This window comes from Haliscomenobacter sp. (assembly GCF_033763495.1).
Taxonomy (GTDB): Bacteria; Bacteroidota; Bacteroidia; order Chitinophagales; family Saprospiraceae; genus Haliscomenobacter.
The window spans coordinates 35,701-55,396 of record NZ_JANRKL010000062.1; the positions used below are offsets into that span (position 1 = coordinate 35,701).

General features: G+C 45.7%; 17 protein-coding genes. 12 read left to right on the forward strand and 5 right to left on the reverse strand.

Translation table 11 applies throughout. From position 1 onward, the window contains the following. Positions 1-41 precede the first annotated feature (41 nt). The 6 genes from SFV55_RS06995 to SFV55_RS07020 all read left to right on the forward strand — a co-directional run bounded on the left by SFV55_RS06995 (position 42) and on the right by SFV55_RS07020 (position 7,808). A complete protein-coding gene (locus SFV55_RS06995; protein WP_320028765.1) occupies positions 42-1,556 on the forward strand; it encodes a S8 family peptidase in 1,515 nt (504 codons plus the stop codon). A 446-nt stretch (positions 1,557-2,002) separates the two neighbouring features. After that, positions 2,003-4,159: a HEPN domain-containing protein gene (locus tag SFV55_RS07000; RefSeq protein ID WP_320028766.1), complete on the forward strand. Its 2,157-nt coding sequence runs from the start codon at positions 2,003-2,005 to the stop codon at positions 4,157-4,159. 110 nt (positions 4,160-4,269) lie between these two features. Then, the gene (gene cobA / locus SFV55_RS07005; RefSeq protein WP_320028767.1) at positions 4,270-5,130 is read left to right on the forward strand and encodes a uroporphyrinogen-III C-methyltransferase; all 861 of its coding nucleotides are present in this window, start codon (positions 4,270-4,272) and stop codon (positions 5,128-5,130) included. Continuing rightward, complete coding sequence (locus SFV55_RS07010; protein ID WP_320028768.1) at positions 5,111-5,776, forward strand: bifunctional precorrin-2 dehydrogenase/sirohydrochlorin ferrochelatase; 666 nt, start codon at positions 5,111-5,113, stop codon at positions 5,774-5,776. Before cobA ends, SFV55_RS07010 begins: the two co-directional genes overlap by 20 nt. 145 nt (positions 5,777-5,921) lie before the next feature. Beyond that, a complete protein-coding gene (locus tag SFV55_RS07015) occupies positions 5,922-6,647 on the forward strand; it encodes a phosphoadenylyl-sulfate reductase (RefSeq protein WP_320028769.1) in 726 nt (241 codons plus the stop codon). A 156-nt stretch (positions 6,648-6,803) separates the two neighbouring features. After that, complete coding sequence (locus SFV55_RS07020) at positions 6,804-7,808, forward strand: NAD(P)/FAD-dependent oxidoreductase (RefSeq protein WP_320028770.1); 1,005 nt, start codon at positions 6,804-6,806, stop codon at positions 7,806-7,808. 129 nt (positions 7,809-7,937) lie between these two features. Here the strand turns inward: SFV55_RS07020 and SFV55_RS07025 are convergent, their stop codons facing one another. Next, positions 7,938-8,336, reverse strand: coding sequence for a hypothetical protein (locus SFV55_RS07025; protein ID WP_320028771.1), 399 nt, complete (start codon positions 8,334-8,336; stop codon positions 7,938-7,940). Between the two features lie 274 nt (positions 8,337-8,610). On the opposite strand from SFV55_RS07025, the gene SFV55_RS07030 reads away from it, so the two are divergent. The 6 genes from SFV55_RS07030 to SFV55_RS07055 all read left to right on the forward strand — a co-directional run bounded on the left by SFV55_RS07030 (position 8,611) and on the right by SFV55_RS07055 (position 15,037). Then, positions 8,611-9,342: a head GIN domain-containing protein gene (locus SFV55_RS07030; RefSeq protein WP_320028772.1), complete on the forward strand. Its 732-nt coding sequence runs from the start codon at positions 8,611-8,613 to the stop codon at positions 9,340-9,342. Positions 9,343-9,581: 239 nt separating this feature from the next. Then, positions 9,582-10,619 (forward strand): helix-turn-helix domain-containing protein, encoded by a 1,038-nt coding sequence (locus SFV55_RS07035; RefSeq protein WP_320028773.1) that lies wholly within the window; start codon positions 9,582-9,584, stop codon positions 10,617-10,619. A gap of 75 nt (positions 10,620-10,694) precedes the next feature. Continuing rightward, a complete protein-coding gene (locus SFV55_RS07040) occupies positions 10,695-12,911 on the forward strand; it encodes a DUF5916 domain-containing protein (protein WP_320028774.1) in 2,217 nt (738 codons plus the stop codon). A 21-nt stretch (positions 12,912-12,932) separates the two neighbouring features. Continuing rightward, positions 12,933-14,360, forward strand: coding sequence for a hypothetical protein (locus SFV55_RS07045; protein ID WP_320028775.1), 1,428 nt, complete (start codon positions 12,933-12,935; stop codon positions 14,358-14,360). Between the two features lie 128 nt (positions 14,361-14,488). Continuing rightward, positions 14,489-14,797 carry a hypothetical protein gene (locus SFV55_RS07050; RefSeq protein WP_320028776.1) on the forward strand — a complete coding sequence of 103 codons (309 nt, stop codon included), beginning with the start codon at positions 14,489-14,491 and terminating at the stop codon, positions 14,795-14,797. Between the two features lie 45 nt (positions 14,798-14,842). Beyond that, positions 14,843-15,037: a hypothetical protein gene (locus SFV55_RS07055; protein ID WP_320028777.1), complete on the forward strand. Its 195-nt coding sequence runs from the start codon at positions 14,843-14,845 to the stop codon at positions 15,035-15,037. A 76-nt stretch (positions 15,038-15,113) separates the two neighbouring features. Here the strand turns inward: SFV55_RS07055 and SFV55_RS07060 are convergent, their stop codons facing one another. The 4 genes from SFV55_RS07060 to SFV55_RS07075 are packed head-to-tail and all read right to left on the reverse strand — an operon-like array spanning position 15,114 to position 19,625. After that, positions 15,114-16,211 (reverse strand): glycosyltransferase, encoded by a 1,098-nt coding sequence (locus tag SFV55_RS07060; RefSeq protein ID WP_320028778.1) that lies wholly within the window; start codon positions 16,209-16,211, stop codon positions 15,114-15,116. Continuing rightward, complete coding sequence (locus tag SFV55_RS07065) at positions 16,208-18,109, reverse strand: ATP-dependent DNA helicase RecQ (RefSeq protein WP_320028779.1); 1,902 nt, start codon at positions 18,107-18,109, stop codon at positions 16,208-16,210. The genes SFV55_RS07060 and SFV55_RS07065 overlap by 4 nt, the downstream gene beginning before the upstream one ends. 18 nt (positions 18,110-18,127) lie before the next feature. Continuing rightward, the gene (locus SFV55_RS07070; protein WP_320028780.1) at positions 18,128-18,700 is read right to left on the reverse strand and encodes a Maf family nucleotide pyrophosphatase; all 573 of its coding nucleotides are present in this window, start codon (positions 18,698-18,700) and stop codon (positions 18,128-18,130) included. A 10-nt stretch (positions 18,701-18,710) separates the two neighbouring features. Next, the gene (locus SFV55_RS07075) at positions 18,711-19,625 is read right to left on the reverse strand and encodes a geranylgeranylglycerol-phosphate geranylgeranyltransferase (RefSeq protein ID WP_320028781.1); all 915 of its coding nucleotides are present in this window, start codon (positions 19,623-19,625) and stop codon (positions 18,711-18,713) included. Positions 19,626-19,696: the final 71 nt, after the last annotated feature.

A 19,696-nucleotide genomic window follows, 5' to 3' on the forward strand; every position in this document is an offset into this window, starting at 1 on the left:
GGTGGAAAAGCTTAAATTTCACCAAAATTTAAATCCTGACTATGGTCGCGTTATATGGTCTAAGTTTTGTCGTAGCCTTCGTGGCACTGGCACTTTGGTTCGCTTTAAAGCGCGAATTGGCTGAAAAATACTTTAGCCGCTTGATGTTTTTGGCGCTGGTATTGTACTCAATAAGTATGGTGACTGTCGCTGCCCCTATGGTGTACAAATTTCAGACGGTTTTCCGAGACATGCTCTTTTTGGGGGTATTTGGAGCAATTTTTAGCCGCATGGCGGGCTGGACCAAAGGTTTTTGGGCGGGGGTGATTTTGGCTTTAGTGGCACTGTTTTGGTTCTACCGCCAATTTGTAAGCACAACATTCCCTTACCATAACTCAATTCCACTGGATGCTCAGGGGGAAATTTTGTTGGAGTTAAAAGAGGGACATCAGGTTGCTGAATTGAACAAAATCTCCAATAAATACGGTTTAAACCTGCGGCGGGCCTTTTTCCCTAAAGATGCCAGTTCTACCGAGCTGGACAATTATTACCTGGTCGATATCCCGGATGCCAAGGCCAAAAATCTTGTACGCATTGAACGAGAGCTGAGCCGTTCCAGCGCTGTAGTATGGACTGAAGAAAACGAAATCCTTCGAGTGGAGCCGCTGCGCAAAGCCGAAAACCCGGCCAAGTTGCCCTCCAAGTTTGGGATCAACGACCCCGGTGTTGCCAATCTCTGGGGGTTCGAGCGCATGCAGATGGACCAATTGTACAATTATTTGGATCAAAATAAGGTGCAACCCGTGCGCAAAGCCCTAATCGCGATTCTGGACACCGGAGTGGACGCCAATCATGAGGACCTCAAAGCCAATTTTAAATCCATTGACGCTACTTCCAACCGCGACTTTAAAGGGCATGGTACCCATTGTGCCGGAATTGCAGGTGCCGTTTCCAACAATGGGGTAGGGGTGGCCTCTTATTCCCGGGACAATCGCTTTACGACCATCACCAGTGTAAAGGTCTTGAGTGATCAGGGTTTTGGTACTCAGGAAATCATCATTGATTGCATCATCAAAGCGGCAGATGCGAATGCAGATGTGATTTCTTTGTCCCTTGGCGGCCCGAGCAACCAAAGTCGGCAAAGAGCTTACGACAAAGCGGTCAAGTATGCCAATAATAAAGGTGCAATTGTGGTAGTTGCAGCCGGAAACTCCAACCGCAATGCCGCGCAGTTTAGCCCCGTCAATTCTAAAGGGGTCATCGGGGTTTCTGCTGTCGATAATGAACTCAATCGGGCGGAATTCTCCAATTTTGTGCAGGATATTCCATTTGGCGTTGCTGCTCCCGGGGTAAGCATCTATTCTACCATTCCCAACAACAGGTATGAGACTTACAATGGCACTTCGATGGCTACGCCGTATGTAGCGGGTTTACTGGGTTTGATGAAAAGTATTGACCCTAAGTTGACCACTGAGCAAGCCCATAAAATTTTGTCCGAAACCGGTATCAGTACCCGCAACTCCAACTTAACTGGCAAATTCATTCAACCACTTGCCGTAGTAAAACGATTAAAATGATTTTGTAATCAAATAAGTTATATTGAGGGTGCTTTTCAGCACTCTCAATACTCAAAATCCACGATAAAAGGGACATATGAATATATGTTCAAGTTTTTTGACATCAAAAAAATGATAAAATTTCCTTAAAATAATTGCACGAGAAAAAAAATGCCCATATACTTGCACTGTGAAATCACGCTAGTGCAAGCAAAGACCAGATACCAATTGCGATGCAACTAGTCTAAAACACAAAAATATGCTCGCAATATCCAAGCCACTGTCCACACTGAATAACCCGATGCTGGGTTGTTGTTGTGCGTGCTGTTGTAGCCGACTGGCAGGGGTATAGCTTGATGTGTACATATATTGTCCTTTAGCATAAAAGCCCTGCCGGATTCTACCCGACAGGGCTTTTTTTAATCCAAAACAAACCACGCTACAATCGTGGGCCATACACAAAAACCATGAGCAATTACGAACACGACTTTTCTACCGTAAGTGCAGCAGATCAAAAAGACATCCAGGAATTGGAGCGCCGCATCCATGATTTTCAGCGTGGCAAAGAAGATACCGAGCGCTTTCGCCTGTATCGTCTGACCCGGGGTGTGTATGGCCAACGCCAGGAAGGGGTGCAAATGTTTCGCCTTAAATTGCCTTATGGCCGCATTAATTCTGACCAATTGGTGCGTATAGCCGATGTGTCGGATCGTTATGCCACTGGTAATCTGCACATTACTACCCGCCAAAACATTCAGTTGCACTACGTGAAACTGGCAAATTCACCCAAAGTTTGGACTGAGTTGGCGCAGATGAACCTCACTGCCCGGGAAGCGTGTGGCAACACCGTGCGGAACTTCACCGCTTCTCCAACCGCCGGGATCGATCCAAAAGAACCTTTTGATGTTTCACCTTATGCTGAGGCATCTTTCCAATATTTTTTGCGCAACCCGATCTGCCAGGAAATGGGCCGCAAGATCAAAATCGCCTTTTCTTCTAGTGAGCAAGATTCTGCCTTCACCTATTTCCACGATTATGGCTTTATCCCCAAAGTACAAGTAGTGGATGGTCAGGAGCAGCGTGGCTTTAAAGTACTGGTTGGTGGTGGTTTGGGTGCGCAAGCTATCACAGGATTGGTTGCCTACGAATTTTTGGCTGAAGACCAAATCATTCCTTTTATGGAAGCTGGTTTGCGCATTTTCGACCGCTACGGCGAACGCGAAAAGCGCATGAAGGCGCGGATGAAGTTCCTCATCCAAAAATTGGGCTTTGAAGCCTGGATGGAGCTGGTCAAACAAGAATGGAAAGCCCTGAAAAATAAATCGGTCGCGATTGACCGCAACCTGGTGCCAGAAGCGGCTCCAATTGGACAAGGTACCATCTCTGCTGATATAGTCCCCGTAGACGAACACTGGTACCAGGAATGGAAGCGGACCAATACTTTTGAACAAAAGCAAAAAGGTTATTACGGTATATTCGTTCGGGTAGTATTGGGTGATTTGCCTTCTGATAAGGCACGCGCCTTGGCGGCGGTCATTAAACAATACGCCGCTGACGACATCCGCTTTACCATCAACCAGGGCATTTTGCTGAAATTTGTGCGCCCTGAGGCATTGCCACTTTGGTTCAACAAGTTGCATGAGTTGGGGCTGGCTTTGCCAGGTGCTGATTCCACTGCTGACATTACTGCATGCCCAGGTACCGACACCTGCGCCTTGGGGGTAACCAACAGTACCGGATTGTCCAGAATTTTGGAAGAATTGATCCGGGAAGAGTATCCCGAATTGATTGATGAAAAGTTTTTTAAGATTAAAATAAGTGGTTGTATGAACGCCTGCGGCCAGCACATGGCTGCTAATTTGGGTTTCCACGGTAGTTCATTCAAACACGGAGATTTGGTTATTCCAGCTATGCAGGTCGTTTTAGGCGGTGGAGTCGCTCCCGATGGGCGTGGCTTCATCGCCGACAAAATTGTCAAAGTACCCACCAAACGTATCCCCGATGTGGTAAGGTATGTGTTGGATGACTTCGAAAAAAACGGCGCTGAAGGGGAATACTACAACGACTATTTCCTGCGCCAGGGCGACAAGTACTTCTATGCCCTGCTGAAACCATTGGCTGATCTCAAAACCATGACCCAAGACGAATATTTTGACTGGGGTCAGGATCGCCTATACAAGCAGGAAATTGGGGTAGGAGAGTGTGCCGGGGTTATGCTGGACATGGTTGGGGTGATCCTTAAAGATGCCATTGACAAAATTGCTGCAGCTAAAGAATCTTTGGAACAAGGCCTGTGGTCCGATGCCATTTATTCCAGTTATGCCGCTTTCGTGGTTGCCGCAAAAGGGATGTTGCTGAGCAAGGACGTGAAGTGCAACACCCAAAAGGGGATTATTGACGACTTCCAAACCCATTTTGTTGCTACTGGAGATTATACCCTGTTGACGGATTTCACCGCAACGGTTTTGCAAATCAACCAATACGAACCCGAAGAAAACTTCGCCAGCGACTACGTGGCCCAGGCAGAAACTTTCGTTCGCTCAGTGATCGCACAGCGCGAAGTTCAATTGGAAGAAAGCAACGGCATTGATAAAAAGGTAGTTGGCGATTATTATCGCGCGTAGGGGCATCCACGAAGGGATGCCCCTACGTCGCGCAACCCACGAATTTATTCGTGGGTAAAGCATGCCAACATCACCAGCCCACGAATTTATTCGTGGGGAAAAAATGAAAGATGATCAATCCAATCATACCCAAAATAACCCTCGTTGGTGCAGGCCCTGGAGATCCAGAACTGCTCACGATCAAAGCCTGGAAAGCACTCCAGCAAGCCGACGTCGTTCTGTACGACGCTCTGGTAAGTGAAGAAGTGCTCGATTTGGTGCGCCCAGGTGCTATTTTGGTAGATGTAGGCAAACGTGCGGCCAAACACACCCACCCTCAGGAAGACATCAATTGGATGTTGGTGGAATACGCCATGAATCATGGTCATGTGGTGCGCCTTAAAGGAGGAGATCCTTTTGTTTTTGGCCGTGGTTATGAAGAAATGGCGCATGCAGCCATGTTTGGGATCAAAGTGGACATCGTTCCAGGGCTTTCTTCCTGCATTGCAGTTCCTGGTTTGCAAGGGGTGCCAGTAACCTGCCGGGGCATCAATGAAAGCTTCTGGGTGGTAACGGGTACAACGCGCTCGGGCAGCATCTCCAAGGATGTTGAACTGGCTGCTCAGTCCAGTGCCACTGCAGTTATCCTGATGGGCATGCGCAAATTGGGGGATATCATGGACATCTATACTGCCCTAGGTAAAAAAGATACCCCAGCGATGGTGGTTCAAAATGGATCAACTCCCGAGGAAAAAGTTGTTCTGGGGCGGGTACACAACCTGGCCGAACGCGTAGCAATGGCTGACGCCAACTCCCCAGGGATTATTGTTATTGGAGATGTAGTAGCTTTACACCCTCAATTCGCTTCGGCTACGCTCAGCGACCAGGCTTCGGCTTGCTTCGGCTCCGCTCAGCAACCTACGCTCAGCGACCGGACTTTGAGTGAGCCGTTTAAAACAGGGAAAGTTACCAATGAGCACATCAGCATCTAAGATGGAGCAGAACGAGTTGTATCCAGTTTTTTTGAAACTACACACACTGCGTACCCTTATTGTAGGCGCGGGAGAAGTGGGTTACGAAAAACTCTCGTTCATCCTCAAAAGCAGCCCCAAAGCCCAGGTTACAATGGTAGCCACTTGGGTAAACCCGGAGATTGAAAAATTGCTGAGCCAGATCGGAAGCCACTTTGTATACATCCAGCACAAAGCTTTTCAGATCGAGGATATTCAAGGGCATGACCTGATCATCGCGGCCACGAACATCCCTGAGCTGAATCGTGAAGTGCAACTGGCTGCCAAAGCAGCGGGTAAATTGATCAACGTGGCCGACACTCCTGATCTCTGCGATTTTTACCTCGGATCAATCGTGACCCGAGGACCTTTGAAAATTGGAATTTCAACCAATGGGCAGTCGCCCACTTTTGCCAAACGTTTCCGCCAGGTTTTGGAGGCAGCGTTGCCCGAAGAAGTGGAAGATCTGCTGCCCAAACTCAACGAAATCCGCGATCGCCTCGGTGGCGACTTTGCGCATAAAGTACGGATGCTCAATCAAATTACTTCAACCTTACTAACGGGTATGGCGGGATGTGAATGTGGGGGCAACTGTACAGGAGATTGTATTGAATTTTTGAAAAAATAATGAAGGTTGAGATGGTTGAGGAGGTTTAGGAAGGTTTAGGCTACCGCAAGCAACTTAGACAAGGACTTTGTCAAATTCGCTCGCGGTAGCCTAAACCTTCCTAAACCTCCTCAACCTTCTCAACTTCCTCAACACAACCAATAGTATGTCGACATCACAAGCCTTACCTACTCCTGAACTCGATGTAGAGGAGTATAGTGTAGAGTACCTGAATGAGATTTTTGAGCCACTGAATTTTGAGGAGCGTATTCAGAAGTTGTATGAAATTTTCGATGAGAATGAAGTCTTGATGACTTCCTCTTTTGGAGCGAGCGCTGCGTTTTTGCTGCGGTTGATTTCTGAGCACCGACCCAGCCAGAAGGTATATTTCATCGATACTACCTACCATTTTTCCGAAACCCTTGCCTACAAGGAAGAACTCACCGAGTTGTATCGACTCAATGTGATCGATATTCTTCCCGACCCCACCCAAAATGCCCTCACCCGTGATGAGGAGTGGTGGAAAGACCACCCCAAAATGTGTTGTTCCATCAACAAGGTCGTTCCATTGGAGCCACTGAAGGAAGAACACAAGGTATGGATTTCGGGGTTGATGGCCTACCAAACTGATTTTCGTTCGCACCTGCGCATTTTTGAACAGCAGGGCGATATCATAAAATTCCATCCATTGATCGACCTGAGTGAAGGGGATTTCTTGTACTGGGCTTCCTGGTTCAAGTTGCCACAACACCCACTGGAAAGCCAGGGCTATGGCTCAATCGGATGTACTCATTGTACCCAAAAAGGCAAGGGCCGTGAAGGTCGCTGGGCAGGAACTGGAAAAACGGAATGTGGATTACACCCCGGTTTTTTTGTCAACAAACACAAATAACAGTAGGGGTACCCCTTCGTGAGTGCCCAATCGTAATGGGCATCCACAAGGGGATGCCCCCAACGGTTTGCCCCAACAGATGCCAAATATCACCCAAATTGATTCCTGAATAGTTGTAAATTTGTGTACTTTTTCTGTTTAAATTGATCCAAACAAATGATCCAGACAGACATTCTCATTGTAGGAGCAGGGCCAGTAGGGCTTTTTACAGTATTTGAGGCCGGATTGTTGAAAATGCGCTGCCACTTGGTGGATTCACTGCCAGTTCCCGGTGGGCAATTGGCTGAAATTTATCCAAAGAAGCCAATCTACGATATCCCCGGATTTCCTTCCATTTTGGCCGGGGATTTGGTTGATAACCTGATGGAACAAATTGCTCCATTTAAGCCAGGCTTTACCTTGGGCGAGCGGGCTGAAAAATTTGAGCAACTCGAAAATGGCCACTTTGTACTGACCACCAGCAAAGGTACCCAAATTCAGGCGCCAGTGATTGCGATTGCAGGTGGCTTAGGCTGCTTTGAACCCCGCAAACCACCACTCGAAAACCTGGAGCGTTTTGAAGACAAAGGCATCGATTACATCATCCGCGATCCAGAAAAATACCGCAACAAGCGGGTTGTAATTGCTGGGGGAGGTGACTCTGCCCTGGATTGGACCATTTTCCTTGCTGAAGTAGCCAGTGAAGTGACCCTGATCCACCGCCGTAAGGATTTCCGTGGAGCACCCGATTCAGTAGAAAAAGTGCATGAATTGGCGCACAGTGGCCGGATCGACTTGTTGACTGATTCACAAACAACTGGTCTGCGTGGCAATGGTGTGTTGACGGATGTAGTCATTGACACCAAGGAAAAAGGGGAAGTGGTTCGTTCAACGGATTATTTTATCCCGCTTTTTGGTTTGTCTCCAGAACTTGGTCCATTGGGCAACTGGGGCTTGAACGTGGATAAAAATGCCATCGAGGTAAATACCTTTGATTACAGCACCAACATTCCCGGGGTTTACGCCATCGGTGACATCAATACTTACCCGGGTAAATTGAAGCTGATCTTGTGTGGTTTCCACGAAGCTACTCTGATGTGCCAATCTGCCTTCAAACGGGTAAATCCAGATAAAAAGCTGAGCTTTAAATACACCACCGTTAATGGGGTGAATGCATTTTAAACCTCGATCGCTCTAAAATCGTTCTCGCTTATTTACACCATTTGAGGTGATACAAAAGAAGGCAAGTCAGTTAACCTGAACTTGCCTTCACCATTTAAACCCGACTTAAAAGCAGTCTATTTTTAGCAATTAATGCCTTCCGTAAACAAATACCACCGCTCTGTTGCGTGCAATATTCTTGGTATCGTACCAGAATTCAATTTTTTCAATCAAACGATTGTTGCCACGCAAATCCACTACTCTTGAATCACTGCCACGGCCAAAATTGTGCCGCAGTTCAATTTCTTGTTTTCCACCGTTCTCGAAATGGACCACACACCTACGCATGTTCAGCGCTCCTCCTTTGACCTCAATTTTGAGCCCATCAAAAGCGCCATCCCGCCAGGTAACAGGGATCACATCGCGATCCAAACCATAATTGACGGCACGTTTGCCTAAAAATTCCCAGCGGCCTTGTGCTTGTGCCTCAACCATTCCGAGCAAGAACATCGGCGCAATCAGCGCCAGCAGAGCAATCAACTTTTTCATAGTAAACAGGATTTTTTGGTTATTTGTCCATTAGACTGGCTCGAAAAATACAAGTTTAAAAAGACCTTACAGGTGTAACTTTACTTTAACATGACGATTGGTTTTTGTTAACAATACCCTTCAAAAAGCACTGAATTGCTGCAAATTTTAGAATTGTTTTAACCAAATTTTTTTCAACATGGGAAAGATTTTTTCGAAAAAAAGCAACCTACCCTAGGGGGCACTCGTCCTTTTGATCATCTGTTGAAGAGATCACCAATCAAAAAACACTTCGATGAAATCATTAAGCTCATTTTTCACCCTGACTTTAATACTGACTGGCCTATCCCTATCTGCCCAAAGCTGGTGGGGCTGGGGCAATGGGGTACAAGGCAAAGGCCCAATTGTCCGCAAAACATTGGATATTTCCTCTTTGGAAGGCTTCAGCCTGACTTTCTCTGGCAACGTTTATGTACGCCAGGGCAATGAACAAAAAGTAGAGGTAGAATCGCACGAAAATCTGATCAGTTTGCTCTCCAAAGAAGTGGTCGACAAACATTGGAAAATTCGTTTTACTGAAAATGTAGGCCGCTATGACAAATTCAACGTATACATCACCGTACCTACCCTGAATGCTGTAAAAATTAGCGGCTCCGGTGATGTGAAAGGGGAAACCGCATTCAAAAACCTGGGCGCATTGGCCCTGGGTATTTCTGGCTCCGGCAACATGAACCTGGATTTTGAAGCTACCGAATTGGAAGCCAAAATCAGTGGTTCCGGGGACATGAGCCTGAAAGGAACTGCCAAGTCTCTGAATTCCAGTATTTCAGGTTCAGGTAACATTTCTGCTATTGGTGTTCAGGTGGAAGCAGCCACAGTGCATATTTCCGGCTCCGGCAATACATCCATCCACAGCACCGAAAACCTGGATGTCCGCATCAGTGGGTCCGGAGATGTATATTATAAAGGCCGGCCACGGATGAGCCAGAAGGTTTCGGGTTCGGGGGATGTGGTGAGTAGGGAATAAGTTGAGCACAAAGAAACTCCTATGGTAGCACCAAGGACACAAAGTTAGGCGCTGAGGGCGTTAGGCGGGTGTTGATGGTGCTGCCTTATTTTTTTGCAAAGTTCTCCACCGTAACGATTTTTGAAAAAATTCAAGCAATAAAAACAGATTTTTGGCGATCTTTTTAAGGATGTAATAAATTTTGCTGTCATAGGTTTAGAAAGTATATTTAATCGTCATTTGATCAATCATTCGATAAAATGAACATCCTGACTTTTACTTTATCGTCCGTGAGCGCTTTTGGCGTCTTACTGAGCATTGGTTTGGCCATGTACTTTCCCAAAGCTCAAACACAAACCAGTAAATTCTCCAATATCTTATTGTCAATCCTGTTGCTGACCGCTTCATTGAGGGTAGTCAAGCCATTGCTATTGGTGTATGCTGAACTTCCTCAATGGTTGGATCGCCTGGCCAGGACATCCATGGCCGTATCGGCACCCTTACTGCTCTTCTATATTCTGGCGGTTTTAGAAAATAAACGAGACATTAAACGATTGGACTACCTGCACTTCCTAGTCCCGTTGATCTATTTGTGTTTGCCCTTTCTTGATCAACCCTTTAATAGAACCCTTTATGCTTTTCTACTGGTTCAAAATGTGGTTTATGTGGGCGTTAGTGTGTTCACCATTATAAGCCATCACCAGCAACACCATACCTTGGTATACCACTGGGTCGTATTGCTTACAGTATCAATGAGTATGATTATTGGTTGTTATGTTTTTGCCTTTCTTTACGATGGGAGTATTTTTTTTCTGTGTAGAAGCTCCATTTTTGCCTATTCTTCCTTGATCATGTTGCTCACTTTATCTATATTATCTAAAAAATTTATTTTCGCTCTTCCGAAGGCAGAGAAGTACAAAAACTCAAAGGTGCCCAGCGAAAAAATTGAAGAATTATACTTCCGTATTTGCACGACAGTGGAAGCCCAACAGCTCTATTTGGATGCTGATTTAACGCTCCAAAAATTAGCAGAAATGGTAGGACTTACCGCTAGAGAAATTTCCCAGGTGATTAATTTACAAACCCAGACCAATTTTTCGGATTGGATCAATGGTTTTAGAATCGAAGCAGCCAAACGAAAAATTACTTCCCGTGAATACCGCAATCAAAAAATCGCCGCGATAGCTTTTGACTCTGGCTTCAATACGCTTTCTTCATTCAATGCGACTTTTAAAAACAAGACCGGTTATACCCCCACGGAGTACCGAAATGTCAACACTACCGAAAATTTGAACTAAAATCATCTCCAAAATCGTGAAAATGGAAGCCAGACTTTAGGATGATCGTGATTTTTGAGCCACAATTCAAAAATCATGAAATCCATTTACAAGCAAAGTTTAGTGTTCCTGTACATGCTCACTGCTTTAGGGTCGCTCCAAGCCCAAGACCTTATACCAGCTAAATTTCGTTTAGTTGCGCAAAAAGCAGCCGAAAATGAAATCAAAATTGATGGAGATTTAGCCGAAAGCGTTTGGCAACAAGCCGAAAAAACGACGCCATTTTGGGAAAGCAAACCCAATGACAAAGACCTGGCCAAAACGCAAACTATCGTACAAGTTGCTTACGATTCCAAATACCTCTACATCTCTGCCAAAATAGAAGGCAGCAATTTTGTGAGTCAAACCCGCAAAAGAGATCAATTTTTCTGGGAGAGTGAATCGTTTGCAGTGATACTTGATCCCATGAACCGTCAATCAAATGGGTTTTTCTTTGGGTTGACCTCCAATAATGTACAGTGCGAGGATTTGCTGGGCAGTGCTTTATTCCGTGAAATGAATTTTGCCTGGGATACCAAATGGTATTCGGTAACCCAGGTTCAAGAGGGTTTCTGGACGCTTGAAATGGCCATTCCCCTTCGGATTTTGCCCTACAAAGAAGACGTGCTGGAGTGGGGAATTAATTTTGTCCGCCCCGATTTTAATAACAATCAGATCACCACCTGGACGAAAGTTCCGGTGAATTTTTGGCCCATTGACCTCGGCCAAACCGGCACCTTGGTGTGGAATACCCCGCCACCCAAACCCGCAAAGAATATTGCTGTCATTCCATATGCAACAGGGAATGCCACACAAGACCAGGAAAATCAGGAAAATGACCTAAAAATGAACGCAGGACTGGATGCGCGTTACGCCATTACCCCCGCGCTGAATGTAGACTTGACCATTAACCCCGATTTTTCGCAAATTGAGGTAGACGCCCAACAGACCAATTTGGGGCGATTCAATTTGTACTTCCCTGAAAAACGTACTTTTTTTCTGGAGAATTCCGACATTTTTGGTGATTACGCCATCCCCAGTTTTATGACCCCCTTCTATTCGCGCAAAATTGGCTTGGATGAAGACGGTAATGCCATTCCCATTTTGTTTGGAGCGAGGTTGTCGGGGAACCTTACACCTACCTTGAGAATTGGCGCAATGGACATGCAAACCAGTAAGCAAGGCGGCACGCCTGCTCAAAATTATTCAGCGCTATCCCTAAACCAAAGGATTTTTAAACGCTCCACCGTAAAAACCTATTTTTTGAACCGTACAATCCTGTCGGCTTCCAACGAAAGCAAGCTAGACCCTCTGCTCGCTTATGGCAGAAATGCAGGCAGCGAGCTGCAATACATCAACAATTCAGGAAGTTTAACCCTAAATCCCTCTTTTCACTATTCCTGGAAAGAAGGCATCAAATCAGACAACTGGTTTTATAACTTCCAGGGCCGTTACCGCAAACGGAGCTACCAGGTTTTTACTGATTTCATCAATGTTGGCACCAATTATTATGCGGATATGGGTTTTTCAACCCGGTTGAAAACCTATGACATTGAGCGCGATACGAGCTTCCAGGTGGGTTTTAAAGAATGGTTCAATCGTTTTGATTATTACATCCGACCAAAAGAAAGTAAAATCAACACCATTACCTTGATAGCCTGGGATAGCCAAGTTTGGAATCCGGAGTATTTCAGAACCGACCATGTGATCGATTTTAATGCCGATTTTGGTTTTAAAAACAGAAGCAGTTTTTTGCTTAAAATAAATTATAGCAATATTAACTTGCCCTACGCCTTCGACATATCCGAAGACCTGCGTGTGGATAAAGCGGAGTACCATTTTCCAAAACTAAGCCTGCAATATTCTTCCTCTAACATCAAGCCATTTTACTACACGCTCAACCTTGGAACTGGCGAATATTATGGCGCTAAAATCAACACGCTAAAATTCAACCTGAATTATCGAGTCCAACCTTGGGGCAACTTTTCGTTGATCAGCGAATACAATCAAATCCGACTGAAAGGCATCAGCGAAAACATCCTGCTGATCAGTCCCAAAACGGAAATTAACTTTAGCAACAATCTTTTCTGGACTACTTTTTTCCAGTACAACACCCAAGCCAACAATTTCAACATCAACAGTAGGCTGCAATGGCGCTACCGGCCCATGTCGGATCTTTATCTGGTGTATACGGATAATTATACGGCCACCCCCTTTTTTAATGCCAAAAATCGAGCTCTGGTCTTTAAAATCAACTATTGGTTAAACTTATAACTGGGTTTAAATCCTCCCAAAATGGAAAGAAATATTTTACCATTCGTATTCTTGCTGCTCAATATGCCGAGCCTTTTATCACAAATAGGCCTGTCCTTCTTAAAGAATGAAGCGATCCAGTTCATTGACCACAACAAGGAGCATTGGACGAGACTTAGTGATAGCATCTGGCATTATGCTGAACCTTCGTTTAAAGAGTACAAATCATCCAGGCTCATCATTGAGACGCTGAGGAAAGAGGGCTTTAGAATCAGCGGAAGCATTGAAGCTTTCCCAACGGTATTTATGGCTGAATACGGTGAAGGAAAGCCAATAATTGGACTTTATGGCGAATACGATGCCGACTTCAATGCCTCCAACAAGACGGTACCCCGCCGAGAGGAATTGGTAAAAGAAGGCATGGGGCACGGTGGCGCCCACAACCTTTTAGGTGTTGGGAGCCTAGCCACTGCATTGGCAATCAAAGCATTGATGGATACAAAAAAACTTTCGTGCACCATTCGCTACTATGGCAGCACTGCCGAAGGTACTTTAGGTACCCGGGCATGGCTTGCACGAGGTGGGTTTTTCAAAGACCTGGACTTGAGTTTGTATTGGCACCCTGCACCAGTGACAGCTGCATCTACGCGTACTTGGGATGCACTCATTGACTTCAATGTTTTAATCACTTCAAAAAAAGTGGATGTGCTCCGGAAGGATGCCAATGCCCACCATTGCCAAAGTGCCGCAGAAAGGATTTTATCCACTATCATTCAAACAAAGCAAGCCGCAGCTTCAAGCAATAAAGTGAATTACAGCATTGCTTCTTGGAAAAATGAATTGGGATCACCCCCCGATACAGTACTGCTTGATGTGCGCATACAATGTTCCAGGCAATCCAGTGCACTGGAAATCTTTTCCAAAATAAAAAAGGAGCTAAATACACTGAGCGACTCGAATGTGACTTGTGCGCTTGAGCTAAAGAGGGCTCACCATCAATTTTTACCCAATGTGACCGCCATGAAACAGGTTTTTGTAAACATGCAAAGCCTAGGCCCCATAATGTACTCCAAAGAAGACTTGGCTTATACCCAACAGCTGCAAGCTTTTTTAAAAAAGCAAAACGACACCATTGTGGATCAATTAATCCCTTTCCAGGATGTGTCTGCGGATACCACACTTTACGGTCATTCAAGTGATATTGGCGAGGCAAGTTGGTTCGCTCCTGAAATTTATTTTGTGGTAAAATGCCTACCACTGGGCATGAAAATGCACCATTGGCAGGGGACCGCATTTACTGCTCATGCCATTGGCCACAAGGGGATGTTGCAAGCAGCCAAAATTATGGCGATGACCATCATTGATTATGTACAAAAACCAGATTTGCAGAAAAAAATCCATGAGGAGTTCAAACAGACGACCCGACATTATACCTATCAATCTCTTGTAGATGATACCATCAAAAAATGATCCTAAAAATCTTTTCCAAAATCATGAAAATGGAGGCCTAGCTAGGTAAAAGCACAAATCTTGCAGCAGAATTCACCCATTTGAGTAGTCAACTGAGCTTACTTACTAAAACTTTTAAATTTATAATCATGAAGGATTTAAAAACTGGATTTTACACCCTTCTTATTGCTGTTTTAGCAATGGTTTCCGCTGAGCTAAAAGCACAAATTCTACCTCTGCCACTTGACCAGCAGGTTCTGCAGGGCAATATCTTGGTAGTAGAGGGTTTGTTGCAAGCAAAGTATGGTGAAGTACCTTACGAAATGCGGTTCGTGACTATTTTTCATTTTCAGCAAGGTAAGATCGTAAAAAAGTACGATTATTACGACAACAAAGACTGGTACAAAGCGAAGGAAGAATGGGAGCAGCGGAAGAATAGAGCTGAAAAAGGTAAGTAATGCTAAGTAGCTAGTCAATCAATTGCTGATGATTTATTACCTGACATGCAAGGGCGGAACTGGTTTTTTGTGATGCAGGATGGAAAAAATTACTACCTGAGCAATGCTTACCATGCTTCTGACGATGATTTGTATAAAATATACGCCATCCTGAAAAAATGTAGGATGATGGCAGAAGGGGTGGCCATTCAGGAAGCGGAGCAGGTGAAGAAGAAGGGTGGGAAGAAGATGGTGGTTTAGATATAGGTCTAGACAAAGGGGCATCCTCAAAGCCAAGAAATATCTTCCAAGTTTTCATAGCTACATAGTTTAGACTTTATCGATACATTTCTACCAATCTCACCTTCTCCATTTCCCAACACCACTCAACTGCCGCCTTCCGACAATTTTCCTCCAGTGCCAAATACAACTCACCATCCCCCAACAAGTGCTCAATCGCCTGCACCAACACCTCCACCTCCAAACGATTGATCAAATAAAATACCCGGTGCTCTTCTTGCAGCGCCAAATATTCCGGGAAATTCATCTGAATCGAGGGTACTCCTGCCTGTACATAGTCAAAAGCCTTGTTCGCCAGGGAATAAAAATAACTCAGACCACGGTTTTCCAGCAGATTTAAGCCTATGCTGGCTTGTTGCGTGACCGAACGTAGTTCCACAGGGTTCAAATAGCCCAAGAAGCGCACTTTGCATTCCACTTGCAAATCCTTAGCCAATTGTCGCAATTCCTGTGATAAATCCCCTTCACCCGCCAACCACAGCACTGCCCCTTCAATTTTTTGCATCGCTGCAATGGCTGTCTCCAGGCCCCGGCCAGCATTGAGTACACCTTGATAGAGGATAATGGGCGGAGTTGAGGAGTTGAGGGGGGGAGGAGTTGAGGAAGGGTTGCTGTTTTGGAATGGCATGTTCCGCACAACTTCAAAGGGAATGCCGTAGCGCTGTTGGAAAATTTGGGCGAGTGCCGGGCCTACCGTATAAGCCTTATCAACATGGGGAATACCAATTCGGGCGACCATTTCCCAAATCCACTTGGTTAACGGCCTGCCAACGACCTCGGGCACCTCACTGAAGTACTCATGCGCATCATAATAGCACTTCTTGCCTTTTAAACGGGCTACACCCAAGCAAGGCATGATGGTATCCAGGTCGATGCCCGTGTATACATCAAAGCTTTTTTGCAACAACAGCCACCAAAACAACCTGAAATTGTATTCCAGGTAAAACAGTTTCCCTTTTTCAAACCAACAGGCCAGGCGAACTTGTCGATAAGGAGCAGGGGGTAGGAGCGGAGAGGTTTTGCGCAAGCGGCCCACCAAGGTCACCTCGTGCCCTTCTGCACTCAGCGTACCACAAATGCGCTGCATCCGTTGATCGTAGCACAAATCATTGGTGACCGTGAAAACCAGTTTCATGTTTTAAGCTGGAGTTTACCGTTTTTTTCAATCAGAAGACCCTCATTTTGCATAAAAGTGAGTGCTTCCAGAACTTGCTTTTGGGTTTTAGGCGCGAAGGAATCGACTACAGCTTTGACGGGTAGGGCTTCTTGCTCCAACAAGCGTTGGATCTTTTGGCGGATTCGCTCATAGGCCTCTCCATCCAGGCTTTGTTTTTTGCGCTCCAAACAGACGTCACAAACGCCACAAGACGGAGCGTCTTTTTCCCCAAAATAATGCAACAACTGTTGGCTGCGGCAGATTTTTTCCTCCGCGTAGGCAATGGCTTTTTGGATGCGTTCCGCGTGACGGGTTTTGCGGAAATTGTACAATTGCGTGTCAAAAATCAGGTAGGTAGCATCCACCCGTTCGCGCAGATAGCTCAATTGGGGTTTGTCCTTTTGCGGGTTGTATTCAATGATGTGGTCTTCCTGCATGCGCAACAGCGCCCGTTGCAACTGCTCAGCTGAAATTTTACAATACTCCGCCAACTTTCTCTCGCTAAAAGCAACATAACTGGAAAAAACACCCTGATAACTACGCAAAATGATCTTCAGTACTTTATCCAATTCGCGGTTTTTGATCTGGTAATCGTACAAACGCTCCTTATCCACTTTGATGAGTAGGGTAGAAGGGGTGAAAACCGCTTCAGATAAACTGATCCAACCTTCCTGTTCCAGCAATTTGAGGCAATTGAAGGTGCGTACGGGTTCCAATTGAAACTTTTTACAAAAATCGGAAATGTCAAAATCATAACTTTCACCCTGGCCACCGCCCAGCGCCAATTGAAAATAACTGCCCAGTGCCCGATAAACCTGCCGCGCTTCGTCCAAACTGGGGAAGGCCTGCTCGAATTGGTATTCCAAACTGCGACGGTCATTTTGGTTGTACAACAGTACTGCGAAAGATTTGAGCCCATCGCGGCCGCCCCGCCCTGCCTCTTGAAAATAAGCTTCCAGGCTATCGGGTAATTCCAGGTGCACCACTGTGCGTACATCCGGCTTGTCAATACCCATACCAAAGGCATTGGTGCTGACCATTACCCGGGTGCGCCCATTGACCCAGGCGTCTTGTTTGGCCGAACGCTCATCGGGTGTGAGACCTGCATGGTAAAAATCGGCGGAGATGCGTTTCTTTTGCAGCAATTGGGCGATTTCTTTGGTCCGCCGTCGATTGCGTACGTAAACCACGCCACTGCCGGGGACTTTTTGCAAAATAGCTACAAGTTGTTCCTCTTTGGCTTCACTGGGGCGCACAATGTAAGCGAGGTTGGGTCGGGCAAAACTGGATTGAAAAACCTGTTGGTCGTGGAAATCCAATCTGGCCTGAATGTCCTGCACCACTTCTTGGGTTGCCGTGGCAGTCAAGGCAATGATGGGCACCTGAGGGAAAAAATCCCTGATTTTGGCGATTTCCAGGTATGGGGGGCGAAAATCGTAGCCCCATTGCGAGATACAATGCGCTTCATCCACTGCAAAAAAAGAGACCTTCATCCGTTTGATGCGCTCTCGAGCCAAGTCGCTCACCAGCCGTTCGGGTGAGAGGTAAAGGAATTTTACATCGCCGTGTACACAATTGTCCAACAAACGGTCAATATCTCGATAAGCCATTCCAGCGTAGATGGCCAGAGCCGAAATGCCCTTTTTTTGCAGGTTTTGCACCTGATCTTTCATGAGGGCGATCAGTGGCGAAATAACGATGCAGATTCCTTCCTGGCAAAGGGCCGGGACTTGAAAACAAATAGATTTCCCTCCACCCGTTGGCAGCAGTGCCAGGGTGTCTCTTCCCTCCAAAACCGACTGAATGATGTGCTCTTGCTGGGGCCTGAATTGCTCATGTCCCCAATACTGGCGCAAAATATCGATGGGTTCTCTCATTTCTGCATTTCGATCAACTTAAAAATCCAGTAACTCCCGATACACCCGATCCACTGGCAAGCCCATAATGTTGGTAAAAGTACCTTCAATTCGGGAGATTTTACAAAGCCCGATCCATTCCTGAATGGCATAAGAGCCAGCCTTGTCAAATGGGCGGTATTTTTCGACGTAAAAATCAATCTCTGCTTCACTCAATGGTTCAAATTGTACCCGGGATTCGGCAGAAAAAACTTTTTCCCGCTCTTTGGACAACAAACAAACTCCGGTAATGACCCGATGCAATTGCCCGGATAGTTTTTGCAACATCTGCCGGGCATCCACTGCGTCGATCGGTTTGCCATAAATGATTCCATCCAGAATGACCACGCTGTCGGCAGCCAGAATAATTTCGTCCTCTTGGATAAACTCGCGGGAAGCGTAGGCTTTTTTGCGTGCCAAATACGCTGCTACCTCATCTACTGGAGTATCAGGTGGGTATGTTTCCTCTACCTCGGTAGTTTTGATTGTAAAATTGAAACCTGCTTCTCGCAGGAGCTGACTACGTCGGGGTGAGGTAGAAGCCAGGATAATGTTTAGGGACAATGGATTCATTCAAATGGTTTTAAAGGAGGAGCAGCAAAACTCCAGCCAGCATGACGCCCTTGGCCAGATTGCTGATGTGGTGATAATCGCTGGGCTTTTGTGCCTTTTGCAGCAGGTAAATTGCATAAATCAAAGGGGCCACTACACCAATCAATGCTCCAAGAAAAAAACGAGTACTAAAACCAGGAAACTGATAAATGTATAAGCCACCAAGTGAGATCAGCAACAATGCTGCTACGGAAATTGCCAGGTATTTTGCCGCGTTATCCCCTGCGGCAATGGGAAATGTGCGGCAACCCGCTGCCTCATCGCCAATTTTATCTTCCAAATCCTTGACAATTTCACGGAAAAGGGTGCTCAAAAAAGCAAAGGCACAATACCAAATGATGACCGACTGCAAAGCTTGAGCTGTTTGTGGTACAACATTTTGCAGGGCCCTCCAACCTGGTAATTCTGCCAACCAGACTAAACCCGCCACTCCTGCACAAAACAACGAGACCAAGATATTGCCTAGCAAAGGTCGTTTTTTGAGGGTTTTGGTGTACAAATACAACAACCCAAAGGACAAAATGTACAGACTGATCATGTAAACTTGTCCAATGCGAAAAGCGAGGTAAAGTGACAACAAAAAACCAGAATAGCCCAGCAGGGCATAAATCCAAATGCAGCTCTTGGCGCTGATTTTTACATTAACGATGACCTTGGACTTGCGGTTGTGCAAATCCATCTCATAATCATACAAATCATTGATGATGTAACCACAAGCAGTGGTACAGAGGGTAGCCAGAACCAAAAAGCAAAAATCAAGGGTTTTCAGTCGTGGGTTTATTGCCTCTTGTGCAAATGTGGGCAACAATAAGTAGAAGTAAAGCAAGGATTGGACCAGTGCCACAATTAACAAATTGGGCAGCCTCAGTAAGCGGAAGAGGGACATTAGAACCATTTGTATGAAAGTATCCAGTATTCTATTCCCCACAAATATAGATAAGTGCACAAAATATGTAT

Bases quoted from the DNA above. Each gene is read 5' to 3' on its own strand.
- SFV55_RS06995 (WP_320028765.1), top strand. From the start codon at position 42: ATGGTCGCGTTATATGGTCTAAGTTTTGTCGTAGCCTTCGTGGCACTG.
- SFV55_RS07000 (WP_320028766.1), top strand. From the start codon at position 2,003: ATGAGCAATTACGAACACGACTTTTCTACCGTAAGTGCAGCAGATCAA.
- cobA (WP_320028767.1), top strand. From the start codon at position 4,270: ATGATCAATCCAATCATACCCAAAATAACCCTCGTTGGTGCAGGCCCT.
- SFV55_RS07010 (WP_320028768.1), top strand. From the start codon at position 5,111: ATGAGCACATCAGCATCTAAGATGGAGCAGAACGAGTTGTATCCAGTT.
- SFV55_RS07015 (WP_320028769.1), top strand. From the start codon at position 5,922: ATGTCGACATCACAAGCCTTACCTACTCCTGAACTCGATGTAGAGGAG.
- SFV55_RS07020 (WP_320028770.1), top strand. From the start codon at position 6,804: ATGATCCAGACAGACATTCTCATTGTAGGAGCAGGGCCAGTAGGGCTT.
- SFV55_RS07025 (WP_320028771.1), bottom strand. From the start codon at position 8,336: ATGAAAAAGTTGATTGCTCTGCTGGCGCTGATTGCGCCGATGTTCTTG.
- SFV55_RS07030 (WP_320028772.1), top strand. From the start codon at position 8,611: ATGAAATCATTAAGCTCATTTTTCACCCTGACTTTAATACTGACTGGC.
- SFV55_RS07035 (WP_320028773.1), top strand. From the start codon at position 9,582: ATGAACATCCTGACTTTTACTTTATCGTCCGTGAGCGCTTTTGGCGTC.
- SFV55_RS07040 (WP_320028774.1), top strand. From the start codon at position 10,695: ATGAAATCCATTTACAAGCAAAGTTTAGTGTTCCTGTACATGCTCACT.
- SFV55_RS07045 (WP_320028775.1), top strand. From the start codon at position 12,933: ATGGAAAGAAATATTTTACCATTCGTATTCTTGCTGCTCAATATGCCG.
- SFV55_RS07050 (WP_320028776.1), top strand. From the start codon at position 14,489: ATGAAGGATTTAAAAACTGGATTTTACACCCTTCTTATTGCTGTTTTA.
- SFV55_RS07055 (WP_320028777.1), top strand. From the start codon at position 14,843: ATGCAAGGGCGGAACTGGTTTTTTGTGATGCAGGATGGAAAAAATTAC.
- SFV55_RS07060 (WP_320028778.1), bottom strand. From the start codon at position 16,211: ATGAAACTGGTTTTCACGGTCACCAATGATTTGTGCTACGATCAACGG.
- SFV55_RS07065 (WP_320028779.1), bottom strand. From the start codon at position 18,109: ATGAGAGAACCCATCGATATTTTGCGCCAGTATTGGGGACATGAGCAA.
- SFV55_RS07070 (WP_320028780.1), bottom strand. From the start codon at position 18,700: ATGAATCCATTGTCCCTAAACATTATCCTGGCTTCTACCTCACCCCGA.
- SFV55_RS07075 (WP_320028781.1), bottom strand. From the start codon at position 19,625: ATGTCCCTCTTCCGCTTACTGAGGCTGCCCAATTTGTTAATTGTGGCA.